We start from the raw sequence: 24,734 nt of genomic DNA, 5'->3' as shown, positions 1-24,734 counted from the left end.
GCCCGAGCGGCGTCGAGGCGTGAACCGGCCGCGTCCCGCTGCGATCCCGCGGGACGCCCGAACCGGGCAGGCCGTCTACCAGTCCTGGGAGAGGCCCGACATCCGGCGGAGGTACTCGTCCTCGTCGATCTCCCCCGCCGCGTAACGGCGCTTGAGGATCTCACGGGGATCGTCGAGAGCGGGTCGCCTGTTCCCCTTGAGGACGCGCATTATCGGGTCGGGGCGCAGGACCACCACGACGACCACGGCGATGATGAGAAGAACCACCACGAGCCGGAACATCATTCACCTTCCATGGCTCTATTGTGCGAGATTCTGGAGAAGTCCGGCGCCTCGCGCAAGGCCCCGCCAGGAGGCAGGACCGGCAGGCCCGCCGGGGCGCCGCCCTCCAGAAGCCTGAGCAGGGCGTCGGTGTCCACATGCCGTTCGACCAGGTCACCCAGGGCGTCCAGCCGCTCCTCGCGCAGCGCGGCGAAGCTGACTCCGGGAGCCGGGGTGAAGTCGCGCCCCGCGGCGGCCGCCGCCTCGGCGAGGAACGCCCGGCGGAAGTCGTCGTTCTCCAGGGCGCCGTGCCAGGTCGTGCCCCAGACCGTGCCGGAGCGGCAGCCGTCGAGGAAGGACTCCCCGCCCTCGGGGGTCACGACGCCGTGGTGGATCTCGTAGGCCTCGACGCGGCAGCCGTACGCGCTGCCGACGGGACGGCCCAGCGTCTTCTCGGCCGCGAACTCCACCGTCGCGGGCAGCAGCCCCAGCCCCTCGACCGTTCCCGCTCCCGACTCGACGTCGTCGCGAATGGTCCTGGCGAGCATCTGGTAGCCGCCGCAGATGCCCAGCAGCACCCTGCCGGGCAGCGCGTCCGCCAGGCCGGTCGCGCGCAGCCAGGCCAGATCGGAGACCGTGGCGCGGGAGCCGGGCAGCACCACCAGATCGGCGTCGTCCAGTTCGCCGGGGGAGGTCACGAACCTGACCGTCACCCCCGGCTCCGAGACCAGGGCGTCGACGTCGGTGAAGTTGGAGATGCGCGGCAGCCTGACCACCGCGACCCGCAGGGTCTGCCGGCCGTACGGCGCCCGCGGCCCGGCGGAGGGCCTGTTGTCCAGGGCCAGGGAGTCCTCGACGTCCAGCCAGAGGCCGTCCAGCCAGGGCAGCACGCCGTACACCTCGCGCCCCGTCAGGTTCCTGATCATGTCGAGCCCGGGTTCGAGGAGCTCGGGCGCCCCCCTGAACTTGTTGACCACGAAACCGGCGATCAGCGCCTGGTCCGCGGGCTCCAGCAGCGCGACCGTCCCGAACAGCGAGGCGAAGACCCCGCCCCTGTCGATGTCGCCGACCACGATCACCGGCAGGTTCGCGGCCCGGGCCAGCCCCATGTTCGCGATGTCGCCCCTGCGCAGGTTGATCTCCGCCGGGCTGCCCGCCCCCTCACAGACCACCACGTCGTAGGAGTCGCGCAGCCGCTCGAGCGCCTCCACGGCCACCTGCCGGAGCCGGTCCTTGACCTCCCAGTACTCCATCGCGTCGACCTCGGCGAGCGGCCTGCCCATGACCACGACCTGGCTGCGCCGGTCACTGCCCGGCTTGAGCAGGATCGGGTTCATGTCCGCGGTCGGCTCCAGGCCGCACGCGGCGGCCTGCATCGCCTGGGCCCTGCCGATCTCGGCGCCGTCGGCGGTGACGAAGGAGTTCAACGACATGTTCTGGGCCTTGTACGGCGCGACCTTCACCCCCTGCCTGGCCAGCCAGCGGCAGATTCCCGCGGTGACGACGCTCTTGCCCGCGTCCGAGGTGGTCCCGGCGACCAGCAGGGCCCCTCTCACGCGCCCACCCCCGTGACCGTCGCGGCCGGGAGGGCGGGCTCGTGGCGGCGAGGCGGGAAGGTGGTCACGAGGCCGTGGCCGCCCCGTTCTGCGCTGTCGGGACCGGCCTGGGTCACGGGCGGCCTCCCCGGTGGGTGGGCAATCATGCACACAGCATGACGTGTGGCACACCGTGCCGCCCACCCAGGGCGCGTCGATCGCCCGCGCCGATCACCGACCGGCCGCGAGCGCCGTGATCACCATCGTGGGAGACACCTCGACCGTCCGCGGGCGCGCCGCGACGCCGCCAGCACCGCCAGGCCCGCCGCGGCGAGGCCGACCGCCCGTGCCAGCCGCACCGAACGGCGGATGTCCCCGACCGACGGCTTCGGCCCGTCCCCCATCTCGGGGCGGTGCTCCACGCGGTCGCCGTAGACGTTCGTGCCGCCGAGCGTGACGTCCAGCGCCCCGGCGAAGGCCGCCTCGCAGCGGCCCGCGTTGGGGCTCGGATGGCGGTGACCGTCCCTGCGCAGCACGCCCGCGGCCTGCCGGACCGAGCCGCCTGCCAGAGGGGCGCACAGAACCGTGAGCAGACCGGTGATCCGCGCCGGAACGAAGTTGGCGACGTCGTCGAGCCTGGCGGCGGCCCACCCGAAACGCTCGTAGCGGGCGTTACGGTGGCCGACCATGGCGTCCAGCGTGTTGACCGCCCGATAGGCCAGCAGCCCGGGAACACCGGCGACCGCCCCCCAGAACAGCGGCGCCACCACGGCGTCCGAGGTGTTCTCCGCGATCGACTCGACCGTGGCCCTGGCCAACTCGGCGGAGCCCAGCGGGGAGGGGTCGCGCCCGCACAGGTGCGAGAGCCTGCCGCGCGCCCCGGCGAGGTCGTCGGCCTCGAGGAACTCGGCCATGGCCACGCCCTCGCGCCCCAGCGTCGTGCCGCCCAGCACCGCCCAGGTCGCGACGGCGCTCACCGCGCCCCGCAGCAAGGGGTTTCCCACCCTGTTCCCCACACCGGTCACGGCGACCCCGAGCAGCGCGACCGGGCCGACGCACAGCGCGACGTAGCCGACCCCCGTGGGGCGGGCGTCGCCGTACACGCGCCTCTCCAACGCCGCCGCGGCCCGCCCGAACAGCGCGACCGGATGCCCGCGCCTCGGGTCGCCGAGGACGGCGTCGGCGACGATCCCGGCGAGCATCCCCAGAGCCTGTGCCCTCCCGGTCCCGGCCCCCTTCGAGGAGGACCCGCTCTTCGAGGAGGACCTGCTCGCGGCTCGGGGCAGAAGGCGGGAGAGGACCTTCCCCACCCCCTCGGGCGCGGGCGTGCCGGACAGGTCAGACAAGGTGGGCATGGAGCCGGTCCTGGTTCTTCTCAAGCCAGGCACAGGCCCGGCGGATGCGCGTTCCCGCGCCACTGTCCCACATGCGGGCCCAGCCGCCGCCGAGGGTCACCGCCTTGGTGCGCATGGCATGGTAGGAACGGTCGAAGCGCACTCTAGAGAGGTCCAGGAGGCGACGGCGGTCACGAGGCTTCAGACCGTACGCGTCGCAGAACAGCCGCAGCCTCGGTCCGATCTCCAGGGAGGCCTGGAGTGGCTCCAGATCGACCGGATCTGCGATCGGGGCCCAGTGCCGCAGGGTCGTCACCACGTCGAACAGCCTGGTCGTCGGCCTGGCCATGTCGAAGTCGATCAGCGCCGCCGGCAGCCCGTCACGGAAGATCACGTTGTCGAGGTTGACGTCACAGTGACCGATCAGCTCGGGGGCCGCGTCGTCGTTGGACCCGGCCTCCCAGACGGCGTCGGGCGGGGGGACGAACCCGGCGGAGGCGTCGTGGAAGCGCCGCAGCAGCACCGCCAGCGCGGCCAGGGACTCGTCGGTGAGCGCGTACGCGGGCAGCGGCCTGGGCGCCGACTCCCCCTCGACGTAGGTCAGGACCTCCCTGCCCCTTCCGTCGACTCCGACGATCCGGGGCGCGCCGTCGAACCCGACTGCCTCCAGATGCCGCAGCAGCGCGTGCACCGAGCGCGTGGAAGGCCGAGTCGGCCTGCGGACGGTGTCACCGACCCGCACAACCCCGTCGGTCACGTCACCGCCCAATAAGGGAATCTCCTCATGGAGCGTGACGGCGAACATGACATACGAGCCTAGACCGGTCCACCCGCCGGAGAGAACGATTTTCGGCGAAACCCCCGGCTCCCCGGAGATCACCGACGACACGGCCACGCCACCGGGCAGATCTCCCTCAGGTACACTTCCTTGGCCGCCATCACGACCCGAGCGTTCGCGCACCGGTCGCCCGCCCGTGAAGTGATCCTCACGACACAGACGGAAATTCGATGCATGGACACTCCCCGGATCATGCACAATTAGGCGGGAGCGCCCTTAGCTCAGCTGGATAGAGCACCGGACTTCTAATCCGACGGTCGCAGGTTCGAATCCTGCAGGGCGCGCAACCAGGACCAGGTCATCTCCACTCTGACCTGGTCTTTTCCATGTTCCGGGGTGGACGCCCCCATGCAGCCAAAGGCAGCCGTGAGCAGCCGCACGCCACCGGTCGCGGAACATACGCGGAATGCCCGAGGCCCCGTTTTCCCAGGTGAAACCGGGGTTTCCGGAGACTCACGGAACGGTTCCGAGCCCGGAACGCCGAAGGACCCCGAGGGGTCCCGGGGTCCTTGGTGGCGCGTGTCGGTGATGTCATGCGGCGAGCGCGTCGAGGATGCGTTGGTTCGCCACCTCGCGTTGGCCGTCGATGCACCTGGCGTAGACCTTGAGCATCACGTCCACCCCGTGCCCCGCCCGCTCGGCCGCCTCCGGCGCGTGCACTCCGGCGTTGAGCCAGAGGGACACCGCCGCGTGCCGCAGGTCGTACGGCCGGGCCGCCAGTGGTGAGGCCGCCTGATCAGGCGTGAACGCATACGTCCGCGCCTCCTTCCAGACCTTGGCGTAGGCCGACCCGGAGATCAGGCCACCCGTGCGGGTGCGGAACAGCCGGCCGTCCGGACCGGCGCCGAACCTGTCGATGTGGTCCCGCAGCGTGGCCACCAGCTCCGGCGGGATCGGGACCTCCCGGACCACCTTGCGGCCCCGGTGCTTGAGCCCGCGATCGTCGTGCGTCTCTCCCGAGTCGGTGAACCGCTTGTTGCTCTGCGGCTTGGTCCTCTCCAGGGTCAGCAGGCCCCAGCCGGACGTGGGCAGGTGGCAGTCCTTGGCCCGTAGTCCCGCCGCCTCGGCCGGGCGCAGACCGCCGAAGTACATGCAGGCGAACATGGCCGCCAGCATCGGCCCCCGCGAACGGCCGACGTAGGTCACCGCGGTCAGCAACTCCCGCGCCTGAGCCGGGTTGACCACCGAGCGCCGGTCGATCTCACCGGTGGACTTGGGCTTGCGGAGCTTGACCCGGTGCAGCGGGTTCGCCGAGAGCTCCTCCAGCTCCACCGCGTACTCCAGCACGTGATGGAAGACCGCGCGCTTGCGCCGGTAGGTCGAAGTGGCCGCCGCCGTACCGTCCAGGAGCAGAGCCAGGGCCTCCAGCGCCGCGCGGGTGTGCTTGGCCTCCTCCAGGGCGCTCAGAGGCAGCGAGGCCGCCTCCAGCCACCGCACCGCGCGGGCGATCTCCGGTGAAGGTTCCGGCCGACGGTCCTCCGGCAGGAAGGAGAACTCCCGCAGCGCCCGCCGGATCGTCTCGTCGGCGGGACGGCCGGGCAGGTCCTTCGTCAGGACCGGCGTGACGTTGGCGAGCGTGTCCGTCATGCCCTCCCGGGTCTTGGCCGCCGCATGGGGCCACCAAGCATGAACGTAGGCGACGGCGAAGGCGTACCAGGTGCGGGCATCCTTGGCCTTGACCATTGAGGCGGGAAGACCGCTCTCCAGGTCGAACGCCTCTCCGCTCCTGGCCGCCTGCCGCAGGTCCGACAGGAAGCTCTCGGCGAGCCCCTTCGTCTTGAAGGTCGAGGACCTCTCCCGCTCCCCCACGGTCCAGCGGACGGTGTGGGAGACGACGCGGGGCTTCTTGCCCGTGCCGTCGGATCTAGTGTTGGTGCGGATCCCCCAGAACTTGACCTTGTACGAGGTGCTCACGCCGCCCTGCCTCTCCGGCCGCGCTCCTCGCGGAGGGTTTCGAGCCATGCCTCGAACTCGCTGCGATACAGGCGGATCTCGTCGTTAGGGAGGCGCAGCCCGGCGGGGAACCTGCCGATCTCGCGCCAGCGGTAGAGCGTGCGAGGTGAGATCCCGCCCAGCTCTTCGAGGATCTCGGGGACGGTCATCAGCTTGTCGCCCTTCCTCATGCCGCCTTCCTCATTGCCGAAAGATCTCCTGTGGGTTGTCCGGTCGCCTCCTGTTGCAGGGCGAGGAGGGTCGTCCGCCAGCGCCGGCGTTCGGCGACCATGCGCAGCAGCCGCAGGGCGAGCGGGGGGACGTTGCCGTCCCCGGCGGGGACGGGTTTCCAGACGTAGCGGTACGGGTCGTTCTCGGCGGGATCGTCGGCCAGGCCGAGGGCTTCCAGGACCCAGGTGCGCCGGTCGCGCCGGTGCTCGGCCAGGGTCTTGTTCGACCACTTACGGGAGACGAGCACACGACGGCCCGCGTAACCGAGATGATCGGGCCTGTGCGCCTTGCCCCGGCACCGGCCCGGCGTCATGCCCGGCTTGGCGCCCTTGGGCTGTACGCCGTAGCGGAGCCAGTTCGGGCACGACGGCGAGCACGGTTCGTACCGCAGCGCCTCGACCAGCCGGGCCGCGTGGTCCCGGCGAGCGAGGTCGTCGGCGTCGAGGCTCTCCCCCAGGCTCTTGGTCAGGTACTTGCTCAGGTAGCGGATGCACTGGTCGGCATCCGGGGTGCCGGCGAGCACGCCCTGAACGTCGACCTGGTCACCGAAGCGGATCACGTGGAGCGGTTCGGCGTCGTCGTCCTGGTCGAGCCGATCGAGCGCCTCGTCCCAGGTCGGCAGCAGCTCACCCGTGTCGGGGGCGAGGTAGTCACCGCTCTGCCCGTCGGGGTAGGTCCCGCCGTCGGGAAGCTCGGCCCGCGGAGCCCACATCGGCAGATGATCGCCCTCGAAGCGGACCTCGTCGGCCGCCGGCCACCACACCTGGTGATAGGTCGCGGCGGCGACGGCCTTGATCTCCGCCCGCGGCAGGGTCCCGCGGATCGCCATGTGCAGGTGCGGCGCGAGCCGCTTCTGAGGTTCCACGGTGGCGAAATACTGCACGTCGTATCCGGCGACCCGGCGAAGATTCTGCACGAACCGGTCGAGCAGCTTGGAGAAGTGCAGCGCGTCCCGGGCCGCCCGCCGGTAGTCGTAGGCGGCGGGGTCGACCGGAACGCCCTGCCCTGACCGGATCTTTCCGTAGGAGGGCAGGGTGAGGGTGATGAACATCGACGGCCGGTAGACCCTGCCGTCGGTTCCGGTGAAGGTCCGCCCGAGCGTGGTAGGGCTCATCTGCCGTTTGGGCAGGTCCGGGGCGTCCTGGCGTCGCCGGGTCGAGCGGGAGCGCTTGGGCGCCGTACGGGCGGACAGGCTTCCCCGTATCCCCGCCGCGTTGATCTCGGCGTCGACGGCCCGGATCGCCTCGTCCCAGTCGGCGACCTCGTCGGCCGTCCCGGAGCGTTCGGCCGCGTCCCGCCTGGCTTGCACGTCGGCGCGGAACTCGACCAGCCACCGCTGTTCATCGGTGGAGGGGTTCGGTTCGGTGACGGGTTCGTGGTCGAGATGCCAGCCCTCTCGACACTGGACCATCCGGAGCTGCCTGTTGCGCTTGGCGCACGGCGGGCACTTGGCCTCCCGGGTGGCCCCGCACGGGACGTTGACGTCCTCGCTCCGCCCGGTGCGGGTGTCCAGCCGTCGCAGTACCAGGGGGCGGACGCACACGCCGTTGGCTTTGGCGACCTCCACGGCCACGTCCAGGGCGACAGGCATCCTCTGCCGCTCCGCCCGTGAAAGGCCACGGCCGACCACGTTGCTCATTCGCCGGCCTCCTTGCGAACTTCGGCCAGGTCCGCCGCCAGCCGGAACACGGTTCCGTACGGGTCTCCGGTCACGGAGACGTTGGACAGTTCGAAGGCCAGGACGGGATCGGGGTGACGCAGCCCGAGGACGGCCAGGAACGGCCGCTCGCATACCCGGCTGATCTCCTCGTCGGTGCCGTAGAAGCAGACCCTCACGCCGCCACCGCCTCGACCATGGCGCGGATGGCGTCGTCGGAGACGTAGGCCGCGCGAACCCGGATCGGGTCGGGCGAGGCTTCCAGCCGGACGAACCCGACGCCCGCACCCTGTCGCGGAACCGGTGAGATGTGGTCGGCCAGCGCGCCCCGGTCGCGGGCACCGTCGCCGAGCACCATGTCCACCTGCTCCGACTCATCCAGCCGGAGCGCGATCCTGTCGGGGAACAGGTTGCGGATGTTCATGACCTCCTTGCGCGGATCCTGGAGCGCGGCCAGCACTCCGACCCCGACCGCGCGCCCCTGGGTGGTCAAGGTGGCGAGCGCGGCGGAAATGCGCAGCTTCAGGCCCTTGTCGGACTGGTAGGCGGTCAGGAACGCCACCTCGTCGACCACCACCAGGACGAACGGGTCCTCAACGGTCGGAACGTGGGAGCGACGAACTCCGGCGAACCGGTCGGCCCGCTCCTGCATCACCTCGACCGCCGCTTCCAGCAGGTCGGCGCAGCTCTCCGGCGTCGCCGCGTACCGCTCTCCGAACAGCGCACGGCCGAAGGACAGTTCCATCCGCTTGGGATCCAACGCCCAGATCTGCGCCAGCCCCGCCCGCACGGCCGGAAGCAAGCCACGAACGGTCGACCAGATGACCGAACCCTTGCCCGCCCCGGTGGCCCCGGCGACGAGAACGTGGGTGCCGTGAACCTTCAGCAGCCAGGGGGCGCCGTCCTCACGGGTGCCGACCTGCACCGGCCCCACCGACACCTCATCGGGAATCGGCAGAGCCGGAAGGGGGACGGCCAGAGGGTCGTGGCGGGGGAAGAGGAGCAGTAACCGGCCCGCCCGTGCGATCGACACCCGACATGAACGAGCGCCGAACCCGTGTGCCAGGTGGTCGATCCGGTCGGCCCAGTCCTTGACCGCCTGCCCGTGCAGCATCCTCACGGTGACCACGTCGGCCCACGAGGTGCACCGGATCCTCATCAGGTGAGGAAGGTAGTCCCGGCCGCGCAGGTGCCTCCCGAGGCCGGAGACGATCATCACGGGCTGCCAGTGCCTCCGGTACACCCAGACCAGCCGCCAGAAGGCCAGCAGTCGCCAGCCGACCAGCCGGAGGAACGAGGGCCGGTGCGCGACGCACCACAGCGCCGGAGCGGTCACGGCCACCGCGATCAGCACCACGCTCTGGAGCCAGCCGTACAGCCACGCCACCGCGCACGGGACCGCGACGACGGCCGAGGCGATCGGGTGTCGCCAGAACAGCCGGACCGATCCGGCGAACAGCCGCCAGGCGAAGATGACGAACGTGACGAACGCCGGAGTGCGGACCACTGCCGGCCGGAACACTACGGCGGTGTCGGGAGTGGTGGAGACAAGATGCTGAGCCTCGTCACCGGGGAGCTTTCTGAACATTAGGCTGATGCCCTCTCTCGGATCGCATCTGGGGAGAGTCGAGGGGCCGCCGGAAGTTGCCGCTTCCGACGGCCCCGTTTACCTGTCAGGCCGCGATGTCCTTGCCGCCGGTCTTCGCCGGAGCGGTTGCGGCGCGCGGAGCGCGCATGGACGTGGCCCGGACGGAGTAGGCCAGGCGGCCAGTGGACTGGTTGACGTACGGGGTTACGGTCATGCCGTCGAACTCGACCGGCGTGAACGGCAGACCCGGCAGTGACGGCGGGACGACCGGCTCGACCGGCGACAGGATCTTGACCGACACCGTCTTCTGCCCCGCCTTCACGGCTGGGTCGGCGTCCATCACCGCGACCTGCCAGACGAGTTCGCCGGTGGTCCTGTCCTTGGCGTAGACGGTGCGGCCGTTGGTCGAGGCGTCGAAGTCCTTGACCTGCTCGACCGCCCCGACGACGTAACAACCGTGGGGGAAGACCTGCTCGAAACTGACGGGGATGGGTCCCTGAAGGGCCATCTCACTCTCCTAATAAGACAGAAATGAATTGATTCGCAACCTGACCTATCAGGTTGCTCTACAAAACTAGATTCGCCAACCTGTCATGTCAAGTTGGATTATTTGAGCGACCGATCAGGCGAGATCAGGTCAGGGGGTAGGCGTCACGCAGCTCGTGACGATCTCCCGGAAGGACCGCGTCGACAAGCTGGAGCGCCCTGCCGTCCGCATCATGTCCCGTCACGACGAGGTTCAGCACGGGCGCACCGGCCGGCACCTTCAGAACCTGCGCCTCGTCAGCCGTCGCCGATCGCGCGAGCGTACGTTCCACTGCGTAGTCGAGCCGGAGACGCTTACGGCCGTACAGATGACGCCGGATTCCCTCATCCATCGGTTCGGGTGAGGTCAGCTTGGTTCCGGTGACCAGGTCGATGGGAAACCACGCCGACACCAGTTCCACGGGGCCGTCCTCGTCACTGAGAACGTATTGCCGCAGGAAAGCCTTGGATCCCGCGGGCAGCTCAAGCAGAGTGGTGACCCTTGTGGGGGCGACGATGATCCCGGCTTGCAGCAACTCGGCCAAGGACTCCGACTCGGCGAGATCGAGAAGGCGCTGCCCGGGATACGCGCGCTCCAGGCTCAGCGTGGGCACCTTCCCCCGCACGAACGAACCGCGTCCGGTCTGGGACTCGATCAACCCTTCTTGGCGGAGCAGGCGAAGCGCCTCGATCACCGTGGGGCGTGACACGTCGAACTCCGCGACGAGCCGGCTCTGCGAGGGCAGCATCATTCCCGGCGGATAGGTGCCGTCAGCGATGCGCGACCTCAAGGCGTTCAGTACCCGCTCGTACTTGAGGCCGTCCTCGCGTGGAGCTGCCATGACAACCGCCTTACCAGCTTTAACATGTTCTAACAGGTTGAGGGTAGCATCGGCACTCGGATCTTCCACTCCCCCGCATGAACATGGAAGGCCCGGCAAGCCTAGGTGTGGGAAGGGCATGGCCTGCCGGGCCGGGCACGACGACGAGGAGCACACCGGGTGTCGGAGACACGCCGATGGCGATCAACCTCGTCGCCGTGCCTGCTTTGGTGGGGCATCGGCAGCCGGATCGAGCCCCGCGCACGGCGCGTCAGCGATCCACCACCGCTCTTCGACGCGCTTCTCGGCCGCCAGATGGCGGGCCAACTCCTCCAGAGTCTGACCGCAACGCACGAGAGACAGTCCGCGCCGAACGCTTTCCTGGGAGAGATCACCTCGGCGCACCGCGCACCACCCGCCTCCCAGGGCTGCCGAGATGCTCCATCGCCTGCCGTAGACGGCGTTCAACTCGTTGAGGGTCACGTCGATCACTCCGGCTGGGCGTACGGGACGAAGCGGTGCCGTCCACGCAGGTCAACCGGTCGGCGATCATCCGGGAGTACGCATTGGGCCTCTTCCACCAGCCCCGAGAAGGGGTGTCCTTTGCGCAGTTCCGCGTATCGGACGGCGATCCGGCGAGCAGCGGCCACCGGATCGTTCGCCGGGCTATAGGCGTAGAGCCAGCGTCCGCGCGCCGACACGGTTCCCGACCACCAGTGATACGAGATCCCGTTGGTCCAGACGACCAGGTCGATCCATACCGAGACCAGCGCGACTCTGTCACCTCGGTGGATATCGACGGGCATTCCCAGGTTGCGCAATTCTTCGGCGAGTACCGCAGCGGCATGGGAAGGGTCGCCGCTTCTGGATTCAACCGAACGCTGCCACACGAGTTTGTCTGTCATGTTCCCTGCCATCCGGTTCCGGCACAGTCGAAGCAGTCGCTCCGCGTTCTCCGAGCGCGGCGGCCGTCGATGGCCTGAGCGCCGTAGGTCGCGTTCACCTGCGTGTATCGCCACCCCTTACCCCGGCAGGACGAGCAGTCCTCTCCCCCACCGGTCTCGCGAGACCCCGTTGTGTCCACTCCTTTTCCTCCGTCACGATGGACGTTTTCTCGTCTCGCCGAGACACTAAGAAGCGCAAGCCGCCCCTTCCCGGAAAAGAATTCCGGGGTCTCCTAGTTATCCGTGCGAGGCTGACCGGTATGCGAGGCATGACGGATCATCTGACCATCGGGGAGCGCGTGGCGTGGTATCGCCGTCGGCGCGGAATGTCACAGGAAGTGTTGGCCGGGCTTGTCGGCCGTACGGTGGACTGGCTGAGCAAAGTCGAAAACGACCGGATCGAGCTTGACCGCCTGTCGGTCATCAAGTCCCTCGCGGTCGCCTTGGACGTGGCCCTCGGCGACCTTCTTGCCGAGCCGTCCCTTCTCGACTGGAGTCCCGACAGCGGGGACCGCACCGTCCCGGCGTTACGGGCGGCGATCACCGACTATCGGCAGCTCACTCCACTCGCCGCTCTCGCCCAGGCCCACGAACCACCCAGCCTCGCCGAGCTGCACAACGAGATCGCCGACGTGTGGCACGCCTACCAGGCATCCCGGTACGGCCTCGTGGTCCGCCGGCTGCCCGCCCTTCTCGCCGAGGCCCACCACGCCGCCGGCGCCTATCAGGGTGATCAGCGCATCCAGGCTCTCAGCCTGCTGGGCCAGGCTTATCACGCGGCGGCCACCATCCTCGTCAAAGTCGGAGAGACCGATCTCGCGTGGATTGCCGCCGAGCGGGGTCTGAGCCATGCCCAGAACTCCGGTGATCAGATCGTGGTCGCCTCACTCCTGCGATCCGTCACCCACGCCCTGCTCTCCAACGGCCGCTACGAGGCAGCCTCCCAGTTGACCAGTGACGCCGCCGGTCTTCTCCAGGGGGACCTGCCTCAGGCGAGTCCCGAACTCCTGTCGGTGTACGGCACTCTCTTTCTCGCTGGTTCAATGGCCGCCGCCCGCGCCGACGACCGTGCCACCACTAAGACTTTCTTGGGCGAGGCCGCGGAGTCCGCCCGCCGGCTGGGAGGGGACGCCAACCATGTGTGGACCGCGTTCGGCCCCACCAACGTGGCCATCCACCAGGTGGCCACCGCCATCGAGCTGGGAGACGTCCAGGTCGCCATCAACATCGGTCCCGGCCTGGACACCAGTGCCCTGCCGATCGAGCGTCGCGCCCGCCACGGAATCGCCGTCGCCCAGGCGTTCAGCCTGTGGAACCGTACGGACGAGGCACTCGACGCGCTCCTCCAGGCCGAACACCTAGCCCCCGAGCAGATCCGCCACCACTACCTCAGCCGACAACTCGTCCTGAACTGGATCCGCCGCCAGAAGGGCAAGCCCAGTCACCGACTCTCCGATCTGGCGCGTCGTCTGCGCGTCACCTGAGGGACTCTCACAGGGGGCGGACTTCCCGTACCGTAGGGATCATGACCGAGCAAGAGACCCCGCCCATGGCCACTCCCCGCGCCGCAGCCGGGGCCCTCTTCTTCGACGAGCAGGGCCGCCTGCTCCTGGTCCGCCCCCACTACAAGGACTACCGCGACATCCCTGGCGGCTACATCGAACCGGGCGAGACCCCGTTCCAGGCGTGCGTGCGCGAAGTCCACGAGGAACTCGGCATCCAACCGCCGATCGGTGACCTCCTGGTGGTCGACTGGGCACCCCACCCGCAGGAGGGCGACAAGGTCCTGTTCCTCTTCGACGGCGGCGTCCTCAGCCCGAGCGTGCGTGACAACATCCGCCTCGGTGCCGACGAACTGTCCGGCTACGACTTTCACCCCGTCGAAGAGCTGCCCACCCTCCTGATCGAACGCCTGGCCCACCGCGTCACAGCCGCCGTCACCGCCCGCAACCTCGGCCGTCCGCTGTATCTGGAGCACGGCCAGCAGTTGCCGAATTAATCTCGTATAGATCAAGGGGCGGCGGCGCTGCGCGCCGTCGCCCGGCCCTGCGCCTGCCGGCGCGTGCCGGGCATGCGGCTTGGGGGCCGGTCCCGGCACGCGCGCAGGACTCCGGGCCGCCGCCGCACGCACACCGCGCCGCACCTACGCCATTCACCGGCTACTGGTCGCGCCACCGCCCCCATGCAGCACGACGATCGCCACGGGCTGGCCGATGTCCGACGTAGTTGGGGGCGATCGAAGATCCGGGGTTCGTTCCTCACCCCGGCTCACCGAGAAGCGTGGCTTACCTATCGGCGCAGAGCTCGCATCGTCAAGGCAGTCGCGGCAATGAACGGGCCTGGGGGACGGCGTGGGTGGTCATCTCCTCGCCGGTCACCCAAAGGGGCACCAGACCGACCCCACCAAATCAAGCCGCCATCGTACATGTAGGACAACTAACGGGCGAGGAAGGTCACCGGGAGCATGTACACGCCAATAACGGCCTGACTTGAAGTGTCCGGACCGTTATGGTTGCGCCTGCCCGACGAGGAGATGACCACCCACCCCCCTGGGCAGCAAAAGGGCTAAAGACCGACTTTCCCTGCATTGATTAATGTCAAACCTTCCCTATCTGCTAGATTTTCAGATTGCAGATCTTGTAACGCTTTGGTTCTCATCTGCGATCGTCTTGTAGACGATGCTTCCATGATCAAGAGAAGGTTGGATTCGCATTTCATGAATGCACAAACCAGGACCGATAGAGATTACGCGAGCTTCAGAGCTGCCGTGGATCAATGTTTAGGTGACCCTCGTCTCGTTCCTTGGTTTGATAGGGGGATTGTAGATGTTAATGATTTACGTCAGGACTCGTCATGGAGCCTTGTATTCGAATGGACCAAGTTAAAAGAATCATATAAAAATTACACGTCGATGCAGGAAAGAGAAAAGAATATTGCTGATCAAATCGACTACATTCCTATAGGTGGGGATATAAACAGGAGGACCGCACCAGCTCTCCTTTTGCTGGTATTGGCGATCCTTGCCTTCATCTCGGAGCTTACGAGAACTAATGGGTTGCTGGTTATAACTGGATTCGCTTTGAGTGGGACTACGTTATTTTTTGCAGGACATAAGATTTATTCTCTCTCGCATAATAAATCATGGAGGGAGTGGGTTTTTGTTAGTGGATTGATTGGCGCGGCAATAGGAATTCTATGCCTCCTATATCTTGTTGCAGGCGTTGATTGGCGCCCTTGGCGTACATTGGTAATCGTTGCACTATCGGTGCTATCCGGATACCTACTTGCGGGTCCAGGCGTTATGACTCAGTTTAAGTCGGCTGCATCTATACCAAAGCTAATGATGCTTAGTATGCAGCTCGATATCCAAATACCTAAAGCCAGGGAGAAATGGCTAGAAGAAATTAAAGAAGACCCAATATTTCTACATGCTACGTATTGCATTAACAAGCTAGTCAAAGATCATCATAAGCTGCTCGTTGAGCAGAACTCTGAAGGACTAAGGAAGCTATATGATCCCAATCTGGTAGTAGCAACCTCTTCCCTTGAGCGTGTTAAGCGCGTGATCTCAAGCCTTGACGGAGGAAGTATTGCTATTGCCGGGCCGCGGGGCGCAGGGAAGTCTACACTTCTACGCCGGATATGTGACTCTGGCGATAATCTTGTTGTGCACGTCAGTGCGCCCGCAGAATACATCCCTAAAGAATTCCTGGCGGAGCTATTTCAGCGTTTCGCGCAAGCATACTTAGAGGCTACTAAAAGTCCTCTTGGTCCGAGGCTTACGCCGAACCTATCTGCCAAAAAAAGTGTTTTTACAACTATACGGAAGATAGCCGTATATCTTTTTCGGCTTGCTGCATCTATCGCACTTTTTCTCTTTGTTCTTTGGTCCTTTTTCCCGCAGTGGCAAGACCTGCTGAAGAGTGCATATTCCACTCTTTTGATGTGGACTCAGACAGTAATGCTAAAGATCCAGGAGTGGTGGTCTTATCACCGTTTTGCAATTCAGATTGCAGCCATTATTACGGCTCTGATTATTTGGCCTAGTGTAGGAAAGCTGCGTGCTTTGCTTGGTAGTTTCGACCCACCTCTTGTATTAAAAGCCAGAGAGTACCTCCTTAGATTGCAAATGGAGCGTACGGCAACTTGGGCTTTTACTGGAGGATTATCATTTCCTTTTGGGATCACGGGGTCAGGAAGTCGCGGTAGCTCATTGAAGTATCTTCCATGGACCCTCCCGGAGCTTGTCAGCAGCTTGCGGGAATTTATAGGTAAAGTAGCTGTCGAGCAGCGGTCCTACGGAAAGCACGTAATAATTGCTATTGACGAAATAGATCGCATAGGCTCTGCAGAAAAAGCAGAAAGGTTTATTAGTGAGATTAAATCTATATTTGGTATAGACAATTGCTTTTTTTTGGTTTCGGTGGCAGAGGATGTGGGATCAATTTTTGGCCACCGCGCCCTAGCGGGAAAATCGGTGTTCGATACGGCATTTGACGAGGTTAAGGTCATTGATCAATTAAGTCTCAGGGAATCGAAAGACTTATTACAGCAGCGCGTCCTCGGTTTTACCGACCCTTTTGTGTCCCTAGTTCATTCCGTTTCAGGAGGGCTTCCTAGAGAGCTTCTGCGTTCCACTCGGCGCATGCTAGATATAAATCAAGAACTAAACACCGTCACAAGGAAAGCGCCTCGTCGCGAGGATTTAGCGATTACGCTAATTTGCGAGGAGATGAGAGAGATTATTGCAGGGGCGCGTGATTATATCTCGCGAGTGGACGGTGCAAGCGCCTACGGGTATGCGATTGACCTGATGAGGATGTCTCTAGTGACTATTAATTCCAAGCCTCTACTGTCAATCCAAGAGGCGCTGGAGGTTCTAGACGGATTAACTACAGTAATTGATATCGTGGACATGGAACGCAATAGCGCAGAAGAAGGTGTTGGACGGAATGAAAAGATAGACCATATATTACATCAACTGTCGGTGTATGCTTATTTCGGTTTAACCGTCATTGAAATGTTTTCTGACGATAAATTTGACATAGGGATGACGTCTGATGCTAAACCGAATGGATTGCTACCATCTTTTGATGAGCTAGCTGCGGTTCGGCGTGAACTAAGTATATCTAGTGAGAGTTGTAGACTTGCTTTAGAACGATTCCGCAACAAGTGGGGGTTGGGTTAATTTATTTGAGAGCGGACGAATATGTAGGTTCTAGTATTTTTGCATCCGCTTGCAGGTGTTGGATTGCGGGAAAAATGCCAGGCTGCGGCAGATCACTTACCTTAATATCCCGAAGTTCGGGAGTTGTATGCAGCAGCCAGAACGAGATCGCGTAGCTCAGTCGGGGTAGGCCACGACGCTGATCGGTGGATCATCCGGTGGCAGAGCGCTGCGATCGTCCTTCGCCTCCTCTGGCAGGGCTTCGATGGCCCCGGACCTCGGGACACGACGCCCGCGAGATCTACCACAAGGGGGAGCAACAGAAAGGCGTGGCCCTCGCGTGGGGACCGGCGACGGAGACTGAGTAATTTTCAAGATCCGGAACATACATGGATCCACCTCCTCGCCCCAGTGAGATCACATGGCTCGTCAGCAGGTCAGCGCGTTGTCAGGCTGAGAAGCAGCAATCCACTTCTAATCCGACGGTCGCAGGTTCGAATCCTGCAGGGCGCGCAACCAGAAGCAGCGGAAACCCCCGCCTGACCTGCACTGACGCAGGGCAGCGGGGGTTTCTCATGTCCGGCTGTCCACGGCTCTCACCGGCCGTCTGCGGTTGATCCTTCCCAATGCCTTCCCACGGGAACGGACCTGCCCGTCACTCCCCTAGTGCCTCGGAAATGCGACGCTTAGCCGCTTCGTCCTGGCCGATGATGCACTTGGCGTAGATCCTGAGCAGGACTTCCACGCTGTGCCCCGCCCACTCGGCGACCTGGGTGGCGGGCACCCCGGCGTTGAGTCAGGTGGACACGCACGCGTGCCGGAGGTCGTAGACCCGCTTGGCGAGCGGTGAGGCGTACTCCTGATCGGTGAAGACGGCCTTGCGCGCCTTCTGCCAGGCGCGCCGGTAGGTGATGCCGGGCAGTTCCCCGCCCTGCTCTCCCCAGAACAGCCGACTGTCCGGGCCTTTGCCACAGTCGGCGGCGAGGTGGGTGCGGAGAAGCCTGGTCAGTGCGGGCGGGCAGGGCACAGTCCGGGCATGCCCGTCGGGGCGGTGCTTGAGGGCGCGTTCCTCACGGAGCGCGCCGTCGTCGGTCCACTCGCGGCCCGCGAACGGGGCCGCGACGGCGACGTGTAGTTCTCCCCAGGCGTCCGCAGGCTCCTCCCATTCGCCGGTCTCCTCGTTCCGCACAAGGCTGGGAAGAGTCACGTTGTGATCCCGGAGGCTGACCACTTCCTCGGGGCGAAGCGCGGCGTAGTACATGACGGCGAAGAACGCCACGAGCCGGGGGCCGCTACGGAGCTGGTTCCCCACAGCAACCAGCAGTGCCCGCGCCTGAGCGTGGTTGACGACGCTGCGGCGGTCTACCTCATACGTCATCATGGGTGCCTTATCAACATGCTGGTCGGCGCCCCCCAGCGGATCACGGAGTACGCCAAGAAGGGCTTCGCCGTCGAACAGCCGTACCCGGATGAGGTCCGGACGGCCTTCGAGCGCTTGATGGAAGCCGGGTACACGAGTCGCCTGATCTAAGAGGGGCAGCCTGCGGAGTTGGTGCGGCTTGGGAGTGCGCTTGCGGGTGCCAGGAAGTGAGCTGACGGCGGGAGGGATCCGGCGTCCTTTCCGCCGTTCGCCCCTCTGGCCGTTCGCCGCAGCGCAGAACCGGCCGACCGGGGTGGCGGGCCGGTGAGCCGCGCGACACTATGCTCACTCACGGTGCAGCCGGATATCGCCCCCTGGACCAATGGTTGAAAATCTGGCAGGCCCATAGGCTCGAACGAGGCCCCACACCGCAGAATCAGCGGACGGCGTGCTCCGTCGCACCGGCGAAGAACACGCAGATCCCCCCAAGGGAGGCACCTCGATGGAAGGCCGCCACGAACAGGACAGCGCGACCGCCGACGGCCGGGCGTCGGCGTCCTTCCTGATCGACGAAGCACTCATGTTCTATTACCCGGCCGCCCTGCGGGCCATAGCCGCGACCGGCGTGGCAGATCATCTCGCGGAGGGTCCGCGTACCGTCGAAGACCTGGCCCGGCGTACGGGTGTCAACACGCAGAGCCTGTACCGGGCCCTGCGGGTGTCGGCGACCCGCGGGATCTTCGAGGAGTTGGACGACGGCCGGTTCCGCCTCACCCCTGCGGGGGACGCGCTGCGCATGGACGCGCCCCTGTCAGCGCGGTCGGCCGTACTGATGCTCACGGACCAGTCGATGTGGCGGCCCGCCGGCGAGATGGAACGCTGCCTGCAGCGGGGCGGCCCGGCGTTCGACGATCTCTTCGGCATGCCGTTCTTCGACTATTTCGCACAAGATCAGGCGACGGCGGCCGTCTTCCACCATGGGATGGCGGCCATGTCCGCCCAGGAGAACGTGCCGATCGCCGCGGCCTGCGAATTCCCCGACTCGGGAGTGGTCGTCGACGTCGGCGGGGGCCAGGGCGGGCTGCTGCTGGCGGTGCTGGGCCGGAGGGGCGGCCTGCGGGGTGTGCTCTTCGACGCCGAGCACGTCCTGCGACACCACCTGCTGGACGTGGCGGAGACCGGTGGCCGCTGGGAACTGGCCGTGGGGGACTTCTTCACCGGGGTCCCCGAAGGGGACGTCTACCTGCTGAAGCGCATCCTGCACGACTGGGAGGACGACCAGTGCGTGACCATTCTGCGCAACTGCCGTACGGTGATGCGGCCGGGCGGGCGGATCCTGGTCATCGACGCGGTGGTTCCCTCCGGCAACGCCCCGCACCAGGCGAAGCTCGTCGACCTCCTGCTGATGGCTTCTCTCGTCGGTCGTGAGCGCACGGCGCAGGAGTTCTCGCAGCTTTTCGAGGCGGCCGATCTGCAGCTGTCCCGCGTCGTCCCCACCGGTACCGTCCTGTCCATCGTGGAGGCGACTCCGAAGGACCCGGACGGCTGATCCCGGCCCGCGCCGAGCCTCCGGCGAGCGGGCGAGGACTCCTGTGCCGCGGGAGGTTTCCGCCCGGCCGCCCGTCCCTCTTCGACTCCGTCCATGGTCATGACTACATCGGCGCCGAGGAGCATCTGAGGGTGGACCTTCCGCCGGGGCGCTGCACCGTCCGCGCCGCATATGCCCGAACTGAGGCCGCCTGCGTGGTGATCGTTCAGCTTGTCCAGCAGATCCGCCCCTGCGGGATATGCGCAGGATGATCTTCAAGTCCCCACACTGGAACGCACGCATCGCAGCAGTTCAGAGCCGTCGCCGACGCCAGGAATGCAGTGCTCTTGAAAACCGCTGCCACCGTTGACCAGCGGGACACTCTGTCGGTGACCTCAGACGTGGGGGGGCTTCTCAGGGCAGTCAGTCTCCACCCACGTAGCGGTCAGGTCCCGGCAGGCCACCATGACCGTTCCCGGCCGAAAGGCGATCTCATGGCTGCATCCGTCGGGGTGCGGCAGGATCTCGTCGAGGATCACCACGCTGCGCGGTTCGGTCCCGGAGGGGGCGGCGATGTCGAGTCTGTAGTGCGACATGCCTTCGTAGCGGATGACGAGGTCCTCTTCGTGCTTCCAGCAGTTGTGCCGGAACGCGAGTTCCATACAGCTCTCGCCATCGGTCTCGCCGAACGAGATGCGCTCCAGGTTGAGGTCCTTTACGCATCGCGGACCGTGGAAGTCGTAGTGCTGGGGATCCGCTGCGAACGCACGAGCACCCGTCGGCAGTGCGTCGGCGAACTCGGGAAGCCGCTCCAGGTACTCGGTCGGGCTGATGACACCATGGACGACACCACCGGGCAGGGTCATCGAGGCGTTGAGATCGACGTACTTCATGCGTCGATCACGTTCGGAGGCATACGGGTACGGCCGCTGCGGAACATGCGCGGAACGATCTCCATCGCACTCACCATGCCATGGGTCACAGCCGCAGGCCACCGCATTACGGAGCCCTCAACGACCGGTCCGCTTCCAATCCGACGGTCGCAGGTTCGGATCCTGCAGGGCGCGCTGTGTATGACCTAGATTGAAAAGGCCCCTGGTAGACCATTGCCAGACCATCACGTCAGCCGGACGCCTTCCGAGACCGGCGCGGGGTGATCGTCGGCGTCGCCTCGGCCACCTTCGGACGACATACGTATAGACGTCCGCGGTGAACGAGAACCGCGAGTGCCCCAGCGTCTCCGACACCACCTTCATCGGCACCCCCGCGGCGAGCATCAGCGAGGCCGCGCTGTGCCGGAGGTCGTGGAACCGGATCGGCGGCAGGCCGGCCCGACGGACCCGACGGACCCGACGGACCCGACGGATGAGAATCTCGAACCGCTGGCTCGCGTACTCCTCCCCCAGGGCCTCGCCGTTGCGCCGAGTGAAGACCCGGGTCGCTGTTCATCCACGTCGTACCGACACGGAGGCGGTCGGTCTTCTGCTTCGTCCGCCACGCCTTCGGCAACGCGACGTTCTCAGCGCCAAGTGCGATCGTCCTTCACCAGCTTCCGTCTTCGGCCCCTGGGATCCGTCGGCTGCCTGGACCACGCTGAGCGTGCCCGCCCCCCAGGTCGAGATCCGACCACTAGCATGCACCGGACCGCCGAGTGCGATGAGGTGGTGATCACCTGGTGGAAGTCCGAGCAGTGGCAGCGGATGAAAAGACGGCGGCGGCTCAAGACAGCTGGATCTGCTTCGAAGACGAGGCCGCTCAGATCTTCCAGACCGCCCCGGGGCCGGACCTGGTCACGGCGCGGCCACACGTCGGCGGCAACCGTTTCAGGGAAAGGCTCGGGCCGGGTGTCGATCACCGGCATGATCTGCCTCAAGCCCGGGCACCGCAGCCGGATGATCTATCGCGTCCGGCTGCGCCGCGGCCGTAAGGGCGAGCGGCGCAGTTTCGCCGAACGCGACTACACCGGTCTGCTGGATGCCGTCCACCAGCAGTTCGGCGGCTCCATCGTGCTCGTCTGGGACAATCTGAACACCCATCTCAGCCATGCGATGCGCGCCTACGTTGCCGTTCGTGACTGGCTGACGGTTTACCGGCTGCCCGCCTGCGCTCCTGCCGTCGTCGGTCGCGGTGCCGGCAGGAGAGGCGGAGGTCACGGAGGAGCAGCGGGCCGAGCTCGCGCAGGTGCGAGAGGCGCGCCTGGAGGCTTTGGAAACGCTCGACAAACACCCGTTCTGGGCGGAGCAGCAGGACCGGCACGAGGCGTGGATGGCGTTGCGGACGGCGGTCAAGGCTTGAACGGGGCGTGCCCGGGCACTGGCGCGGAGCACGCCCGGCGCGGGGCTCAGAGGATGTACACGTTGTAGTAGTAGCCGGGACTATACGGCCACGTGCTGTAGTAATAGCAGGCGCTGACGCCGTTGAACTCACCGTTGCGAGCGGCGTCTTCCCGTGCCGCCTTGCAGGCTTCCGGAGTCGGGTGGGGACCCCTGCGGTACCAGTTCGGCGGCAGCAGGGAGGAGTGCGTCTCGGCGGCGGATGCGGTGCTGGTCTGGGTGGTGGCGACGGCGGGTGCCGCACCAGCCAGGGCGGCGGCGCCCAGTGCCGCTGCGAGCAGGGCGGCGGCGGGTAATCAGCGGATCCTCATGGTGGCTCCTCACGGCTGGGTAGGAGAGCACCTTCAGACGAGCACCGATCGGCGAGGGCGGGGAACTCGCATTTCTTCATATTTCGGCCGCATGGTCCGCGCCTTGAATCTGTTTCGCCGGGCCTGAACAGCGGAACACCCGCCCGCTCACGACTCACCGGTACCGGGGACGGGTTGCCTGGTCTTGTGAGCCATTACACATTCATGGTGCGGCGATGACAGATCAATGACAGAGGCGAGTCAGGGTGATGGGGCGGTCAGCGACCCGGTGAAGGGAGAGCTCCGAATGCGACCGCAGCACCCACCACAAGCGACTGATCGCTCTTTGGAGGTTGATCGACCAATGCGCTCCCTGTCCCTGTCAGCCGCCTCGGTCCCCGCAGCGATGGCTTTGAGCATGGCCGTTGCGTTTCCCGCTGGCGCCGCCCCATCCGCTCCCGGTTGGGCCTCGCCTGGCGGCAGGCACTGCGTGACCCAGCTGACCGCCGACAAGCCCTTCGCTGCGGTCACCGGCGAGAACACGACCTGTTACGCCACCTTCACCGAGGCCGTCGCCGACGCTACCGGCGGGAGGATCACCGACGCTCCCCGCGACAGCGTCTCCGCCATGGCCGACCCCGCCTTCGACCGCCGCGTCAACGCTCTCTCCCAGGACACCGGCCAAGCGGTGGCACAGGCCTCTGCGGTCATCCTCGGTATCGAGTATGAGCATGGGAACTATGGAGGCGGCTCCTGGATCGTCGAGGCTGACTCGGGCTGCAACCCCGACCCCGGCCTTGACTGGGGCTTTCCTTATCTGGGCAACTGGAACGACAAGATCTCCTCCTTCCGCGTCTATGGGGATTGTTGGGTCAACCACTACGAGGACGAGGACTATGGAGGCGCCACTACCGGCTGGCGCGGTAGCACCAGCTACATTGGCTCGGCCATGAATGACGAGACCTCTTCCATCATCTGGGGAGGCTGAGAGACCGACGTCGCCAGGCCAGGCCGTCGGGTGTTCCCATGAGCGTCCTCCTTGAGCTGGGGGATGGTTCCTGCGGCACCTGGGGATGACGGACGTAACGGGCTTGGACAGCAGAGCGCCCCGCTTGCCCTCTGTGCAGGAGGGCGAGCGGGGTGCTTCGTGCGCCTGACGTCAGCGGGCGGTGCCCTCAGCGCTCTCGGTGGCGGCCGTGGGGAGCAGCACGTTCGGGCAGCCCGCGGCAAGTCCGGCCCTCGTCGGTGCGACAGCCGGTCGGCGGTCACCCCGCCCTTGGCCCCGGCCTCGGCGGCGCGCAGTACCGCTTTGTGTGCCTGCCTGGCGGTGCGGCCGGCGAGCGGGCTGGGGAAGCCGGTGAGGGTGTACCACTCCTCGGCGCCGACGTACCGCACCGCCACCTTCACCAGATCGTCGACGGCCCGGCATGTGACGATCAGCTCATGAGCGAGCCGGCCAAGCCCACCCTGCAGGAGCGCCTTGAGCGCATCCGCAGCGCTACCGCTGACCGGCCCAAGACGTTTCCTCAGCGGGAGCTTCCTGCGGAGCCGACGCAGTCGGCGAGGCGGCGGAACAAGCGGGTGTGCTCCTTCGATGTCGACGATGGGGACGAGGTGCCGGACTTCCTCAGGTGAGAGATATGGTCTGCAGCCTCTCCCTCCGAGCCGCATGGTCTTCCTCCTGGACGACCAGGTCGGCGAGGTCCTCGGCGCTCAGGAGCCCCTGCGGCACCGGCGCGTCGACCATCACCCAGTAGCCGCGCACCAGCGCAGAGCCGATCCGCACGATCGGACCTCCACCGCCGTCCTCGTGGGTCACGATCGCTGCGTAGCTGAAACCGATGAGCAGCGTGCCGTCAGACTGTCGCGCGATGATGCGTTCCGTAACTGCTGTTGCGAAATGCTCCTTGGGGTGTCGGCTCGGCGAGGCGCTCTCGCCCTGGTAGAGGCGCGGAAAGCGCTTGCCTCGCCCTTTCTAGGACGTATTGTCCGTTTAGGAAAGCTTCTTACTGAAAGCGCCATTTACCTTCGGACCGGAGGAAGCGCACATGAGAAACCGGTTCGCGGCTGTGTCCGCCGCCGTGCTGTTCACCGCGTCACTGCTGGTGGGCTCCGCATCCCCCGCCCACGCCACCCCGACGGGCTGCACCGCATGGGCGTCGGGGTACCACGTCTACAGCCAGTGCACGGGCGGGACAGGCACGCACGCGGCCTGGGCCTACGGCAAGCACATGAACCCTGAAATTGGATATGTCAGCTACGTCGGTCAGCCGGTGGGGGTGGGCGAGATAGCGTCTGTCACCTTCCCGGGCACCGTGTACCGCTACGGCACCTCTTTGTATGACTGACGCGACGGCGCCCCGCCTCCACGGAGGACGAGGGCGCCGTGG

At 66.0% G+C, this 24,734-nt stretch carries 26 protein-coding genes, 1 tRNA gene and 1 pseudogene; 11 read left to right on the top strand and 17 right to left on the bottom strand.

Features of this window, described 5'->3' with window-relative positions; genetic code table 11:
• Window positions 1–75: 75 nt before the first annotated feature.
• From PKF00_RS28420 to PKF00_RS28405, 4 genes are all read right to left on the bottom strand, one after another.
• On the bottom strand, window positions 76–270 hold the full coding sequence (locus PKF00_RS28420) for an SHOCT domain-containing protein (protein WP_271220721.1): 195 nt from the start codon (window positions 268–270) through the stop codon (window positions 76–78).
• 11 nt (window positions 271–281) lie between these two features.
• Window positions 282–1,817, bottom strand: coding sequence for a cobyric acid synthase (locus PKF00_RS28415; RefSeq protein WP_271220720.1), 1,536 nt, complete (start codon window positions 1,815–1,817; stop codon window positions 282–284).
• 236 nt (window positions 1,818–2,053) lie between these two features.
• Entirely contained in the window at window positions 2,054–2,998 is a 945-nt protein-coding gene (locus PKF00_RS28410; protein WP_425582192.1) for a cobalamin biosynthesis protein, read from the bottom strand.
• Between the two features lie 136 nt (window positions 2,999–3,134).
• The gene (locus PKF00_RS28405; RefSeq protein WP_271220718.1) at window positions 3,135–3,887 is read right to left on the bottom strand and encodes a phosphotransferase enzyme family protein; all 753 of its coding nucleotides are present in this window, start codon (window positions 3,885–3,887) and stop codon (window positions 3,135–3,137) included.
• A 291-nt stretch (window positions 3,888–4,178) separates the two neighbouring features.
• On the opposite strand from PKF00_RS28405, the gene PKF00_RS28400 reads away from it, so the two are divergent.
• Window positions 4,179–4,252 (top strand) — tRNA-Arg (locus PKF00_RS28400).
• A 247-nt stretch (window positions 4,253–4,499) separates the two neighbouring features.
• Here PKF00_RS28400 and PKF00_RS28395 read toward each other — a convergent pair.
• The 9 genes from PKF00_RS28395 to PKF00_RS28355 all read right to left on the bottom strand — a co-directional run bounded on the left by PKF00_RS28395 (window position 4,500) and on the right by PKF00_RS28355 (window position 11,627).
• On the bottom strand, window positions 4,500–5,882 hold the full coding sequence (locus PKF00_RS28395) for a tyrosine-type recombinase/integrase (RefSeq protein WP_271220717.1): 1,383 nt from the start codon (window positions 5,880–5,882) through the stop codon (window positions 4,500–4,502).
• Window positions 5,879–6,091 carry a helix-turn-helix transcriptional regulator gene (locus tag PKF00_RS28390; protein ID WP_271220716.1) on the bottom strand — a complete coding sequence of 71 codons (213 nt, stop codon included), beginning with the start codon at window positions 6,089–6,091 and terminating at the stop codon, window positions 5,879–5,881. Before PKF00_RS28390 ends, PKF00_RS28395 begins: the two co-directional genes overlap by 4 nt.
• Window positions 6,088–7,770: a replication initiator gene (locus PKF00_RS28385; RefSeq protein WP_271220715.1), complete on the bottom strand. Its 1,683-nt coding sequence runs from the start codon at window positions 7,768–7,770 to the stop codon at window positions 6,088–6,090. Before PKF00_RS28385 ends, PKF00_RS28390 begins: the two co-directional genes overlap by 4 nt.
• On the bottom strand, window positions 7,767–7,967 hold the full coding sequence (locus PKF00_RS28380; protein WP_271220714.1) for a hypothetical protein: 201 nt from the start codon (window positions 7,965–7,967) through the stop codon (window positions 7,767–7,769). The genes PKF00_RS28385 and PKF00_RS28380 overlap by 4 nt, the downstream gene beginning before the upstream one ends.
• Window positions 7,964–9,376 carry an FtsK/SpoIIIE domain-containing protein gene (locus PKF00_RS28375; RefSeq protein WP_271220713.1) on the bottom strand — a complete coding sequence of 471 codons (1,413 nt, stop codon included), beginning with the start codon at window positions 9,374–9,376 and terminating at the stop codon, window positions 7,964–7,966. The genes PKF00_RS28380 and PKF00_RS28375 overlap by 4 nt, the downstream gene beginning before the upstream one ends.
• A gap of 85 nt (window positions 9,377–9,461) precedes the next feature.
• Entirely contained in the window at window positions 9,462–9,884 is a 423-nt protein-coding gene (locus PKF00_RS28370; protein WP_271220712.1) for a plasmid replication, integration and excision activator, read from the bottom strand.
• 124 nt (window positions 9,885–10,008) lie between these two features.
• Window positions 10,009–10,812, bottom strand: coding sequence for a GntR family transcriptional regulator (locus PKF00_RS28365; protein WP_271220711.1), 804 nt, complete (start codon window positions 10,810–10,812; stop codon window positions 10,009–10,011).
• Between the two features lie 114 nt (window positions 10,813–10,926).
• Window positions 10,927–11,214 (bottom strand): hypothetical protein, encoded by a 288-nt coding sequence (locus PKF00_RS28360; protein ID WP_271220710.1) that lies wholly within the window; start codon window positions 11,212–11,214, stop codon window positions 10,927–10,929.
• Entirely contained in the window at window positions 11,211–11,627 is a 417-nt protein-coding gene (locus PKF00_RS28355) for a hypothetical protein (protein WP_271220709.1), read from the bottom strand. The genes PKF00_RS28360 and PKF00_RS28355 overlap by 4 nt, the downstream gene beginning before the upstream one ends.
• A gap of 197 nt (window positions 11,628–11,824) precedes the next feature.
• Between PKF00_RS28355 and PKF00_RS28350 the strand changes: the two genes are divergently transcribed.
• From PKF00_RS28350 to PKF00_RS28340, 3 genes are all read left to right on the top strand, one after another.
• The gene (locus PKF00_RS28350) at window positions 11,825–13,150 is read left to right on the top strand and encodes a helix-turn-helix domain-containing protein (protein ID WP_309298442.1); all 1,326 of its coding nucleotides are present in this window, start codon (window positions 11,825–11,827) and stop codon (window positions 13,148–13,150) included.
• A 41-nt stretch (window positions 13,151–13,191) separates the two neighbouring features.
• Window positions 13,192–13,665 carry an NUDIX domain-containing protein gene (locus PKF00_RS28345; RefSeq protein WP_271220707.1) on the top strand — a complete coding sequence of 158 codons (474 nt, stop codon included), beginning with the start codon at window positions 13,192–13,194 and terminating at the stop codon, window positions 13,663–13,665.
• Window positions 13,666–14,352: 687 nt separating this feature from the next.
• Window positions 14,353–16,854 (top strand): AAA family ATPase, encoded by a 2,502-nt coding sequence (locus PKF00_RS28340; protein WP_271220706.1) that lies wholly within the window; start codon window positions 14,353–14,355, stop codon window positions 16,852–16,854.
• Between the two features lie 775 nt (window positions 16,855–17,629).
• Here PKF00_RS28340 and PKF00_RS28335 read toward each other — a convergent pair.
• Window positions 17,630–18,211: a site-specific integrase gene (locus tag PKF00_RS28335; protein WP_271220705.1), complete on the bottom strand. Its 582-nt coding sequence runs from the start codon at window positions 18,209–18,211 to the stop codon at window positions 17,630–17,632.
• A gap of 18 nt (window positions 18,212–18,229) precedes the next feature.
• Here PKF00_RS28335 and PKF00_RS28330 point away from each other — a divergent pair, with 18 nt between their 5' ends.
• Both PKF00_RS28330 and PKF00_RS28325 read left to right on the top strand, forming a co-directional pair.
• Window positions 18,230–18,364 carry a hypothetical protein gene (locus PKF00_RS28330; RefSeq protein WP_271220704.1) on the top strand — a complete coding sequence of 45 codons (135 nt, stop codon included), beginning with the start codon at window positions 18,230–18,232 and terminating at the stop codon, window positions 18,362–18,364.
• Between the two features lie 331 nt (window positions 18,365–18,695).
• A complete protein-coding gene (locus PKF00_RS28325; RefSeq protein WP_271220703.1) occupies window positions 18,696–19,742 on the top strand; it encodes a methyltransferase in 1,047 nt (348 codons plus the stop codon).
• A gap of 374 nt (window positions 19,743–20,116) precedes the next feature.
• Here PKF00_RS28325 and PKF00_RS28320 read toward each other — a convergent pair whose 3' ends face one another.
• On the bottom strand, window positions 20,117–20,614 hold the full coding sequence (locus PKF00_RS28320; protein WP_271220702.1) for a hypothetical protein: 498 nt from the start codon (window positions 20,612–20,614) through the stop codon (window positions 20,117–20,119).
• 117 nt (window positions 20,615–20,731) lie between these two features.
• Window positions 20,732–21,088 carry a tyrosine-type recombinase/integrase gene (locus PKF00_RS28315; protein WP_271220822.1) on the bottom strand — a complete coding sequence of 119 codons (357 nt, stop codon included), beginning with the start codon at window positions 21,086–21,088 and terminating at the stop codon, window positions 20,732–20,734.
• Window positions 21,089–21,355: 267 nt separating this feature from the next.
• Here PKF00_RS28315 and PKF00_RS45225 point away from each other — a divergent pair.
• From PKF00_RS45225 to PKF00_RS28295, 4 genes and pseudogenes are all read left to right on the top strand, one after another.
• Window positions 21,356–21,772: pseudogene (locus PKF00_RS45225) on the top strand (transposase domain-containing protein); the annotation flags it as partial.
• A gap of 58 nt (window positions 21,773–21,830) precedes the next feature.
• Window positions 21,831–22,016: a DUF8825 domain-containing protein gene (locus tag PKF00_RS28305; RefSeq protein ID WP_498073065.1), complete on the top strand. Its 186-nt coding sequence runs from the start codon at window positions 21,831–21,833 to the stop codon at window positions 22,014–22,016.
• Window positions 22,017–22,834: 818 nt separating this feature from the next.
• Complete coding sequence (locus tag PKF00_RS28300) at window positions 22,835–23,332, top strand: peptidase inhibitor family I36 protein (protein WP_271220701.1); 498 nt, start codon at window positions 22,835–22,837, stop codon at window positions 23,330–23,332.
• 455 nt (window positions 23,333–23,787) lie between these two features.
• Window positions 23,788–23,979, top strand: a complete 192-nt coding sequence (locus tag PKF00_RS28295) for a hypothetical protein (RefSeq protein ID WP_271220700.1) — start codon at window positions 23,788–23,790, stop codon at window positions 23,977–23,979.
• Here PKF00_RS28295 and PKF00_RS28290 read toward each other — a convergent pair.
• Window positions 23,972–24,163: a hypothetical protein gene (locus PKF00_RS28290; protein ID WP_271220699.1), complete on the bottom strand. Its 192-nt coding sequence runs from the start codon at window positions 24,161–24,163 to the stop codon at window positions 23,972–23,974. The two genes, PKF00_RS28295 and PKF00_RS28290, sit on opposite strands and share 8 nt — an antisense overlap.
• A gap of 229 nt (window positions 24,164–24,392) precedes the next feature.
• On the opposite strand from PKF00_RS28290, the gene PKF00_RS28285 reads away from it, so the two are divergent.
• The gene (locus tag PKF00_RS28285) at window positions 24,393–24,692 is read left to right on the top strand and encodes a hypothetical protein (protein WP_271220698.1); all 300 of its coding nucleotides are present in this window, start codon (window positions 24,393–24,395) and stop codon (window positions 24,690–24,692) included.
• The last annotated feature ends 42 nt before the right edge of the window (window positions 24,693–24,734 follow it).

Source organism: Streptosporangium carneum (assembly GCF_027922005.1).
Classification (GTDB): domain Bacteria; phylum Actinomycetota; class Actinomycetes; order Streptosporangiales; family Streptosporangiaceae; genus Streptosporangium; species Streptosporangium carneum.
Note: the sequence above shows the minus strand (reverse complement) of the source record. Positions and strands in the feature narration are given on the sequence as shown.

Coding starts and splice junctions, on each gene's coding strand:
- PKF00_RS28410 (WP_425582192.1), bottom strand. CDS start 2,998: ATGCTCGCCGGGATCGTCGCCGACGCCGTCCTCGGCGACCCGAGGCGC.
- PKF00_RS28390 (WP_271220716.1), bottom strand. CDS start 6,091: ATGAGGAAGGGCGACAAGCTGATGACCGTCCCCGAGATCCTCGAAGAG.
- PKF00_RS28385 (WP_271220715.1), bottom strand. CDS start 7,770: ATGAGCAACGTGGTCGGCCGTGGCCTTTCACGGGCGGAGCGGCAGAGG.
- PKF00_RS28375 (WP_271220713.1), bottom strand. CDS start 9,376: ATGTTCAGAAAGCTCCCCGGTGACGAGGCTCAGCATCTTGTCTCCACC.
- PKF00_RS28370 (WP_271220712.1), bottom strand. CDS start 9,884: ATGGCCCTTCAGGGACCCATCCCCGTCAGTTTCGAGCAGGTCTTCCCC.
- PKF00_RS28355 (WP_271220709.1), bottom strand. CDS start 11,627: ATGACAGACAAACTCGTGTGGCAGCGTTCGGTTGAATCCAGAAGCGGC.
- PKF00_RS28350 (WP_309298442.1), top strand. CDS start 11,825: ATGGACGTTTTCTCGTCTCGCCGAGACACTAAGAAGCGCAAGCCGCCC.
- PKF00_RS28345 (WP_271220707.1), top strand. CDS start 13,192: ATGACCGAGCAAGAGACCCCGCCCATGGCCACTCCCCGCGCCGCAGCC.
- PKF00_RS28340 (WP_271220706.1), top strand. CDS start 14,353: ATGATCAAGAGAAGGTTGGATTCGCATTTCATGAATGCACAAACCAGG.
- PKF00_RS28335 (WP_271220705.1), bottom strand. CDS start 18,211: ATGACGTATGAGGTAGACCGCCGCAGCGTCGTCAACCACGCTCAGGCG.
- PKF00_RS28330 (WP_271220704.1), top strand. CDS start 18,230: ATGCTGGTCGGCGCCCCCCAGCGGATCACGGAGTACGCCAAGAAGGGC.
- PKF00_RS28325 (WP_271220703.1), top strand. CDS start 18,696: ATGGAAGGCCGCCACGAACAGGACAGCGCGACCGCCGACGGCCGGGCG.
- PKF00_RS28320 (WP_271220702.1), bottom strand. CDS start 20,614: ATGAAGTACGTCGATCTCAACGCCTCGATGACCCTGCCCGGTGGTGTC.
- PKF00_RS28295 (WP_271220700.1), top strand. CDS start 23,788: ATGAGCGAGCCGGCCAAGCCCACCCTGCAGGAGCGCCTTGAGCGCATC.
- PKF00_RS28285 (WP_271220698.1), top strand. CDS start 24,393: ATGAGAAACCGGTTCGCGGCTGTGTCCGCCGCCGTGCTGTTCACCGCG.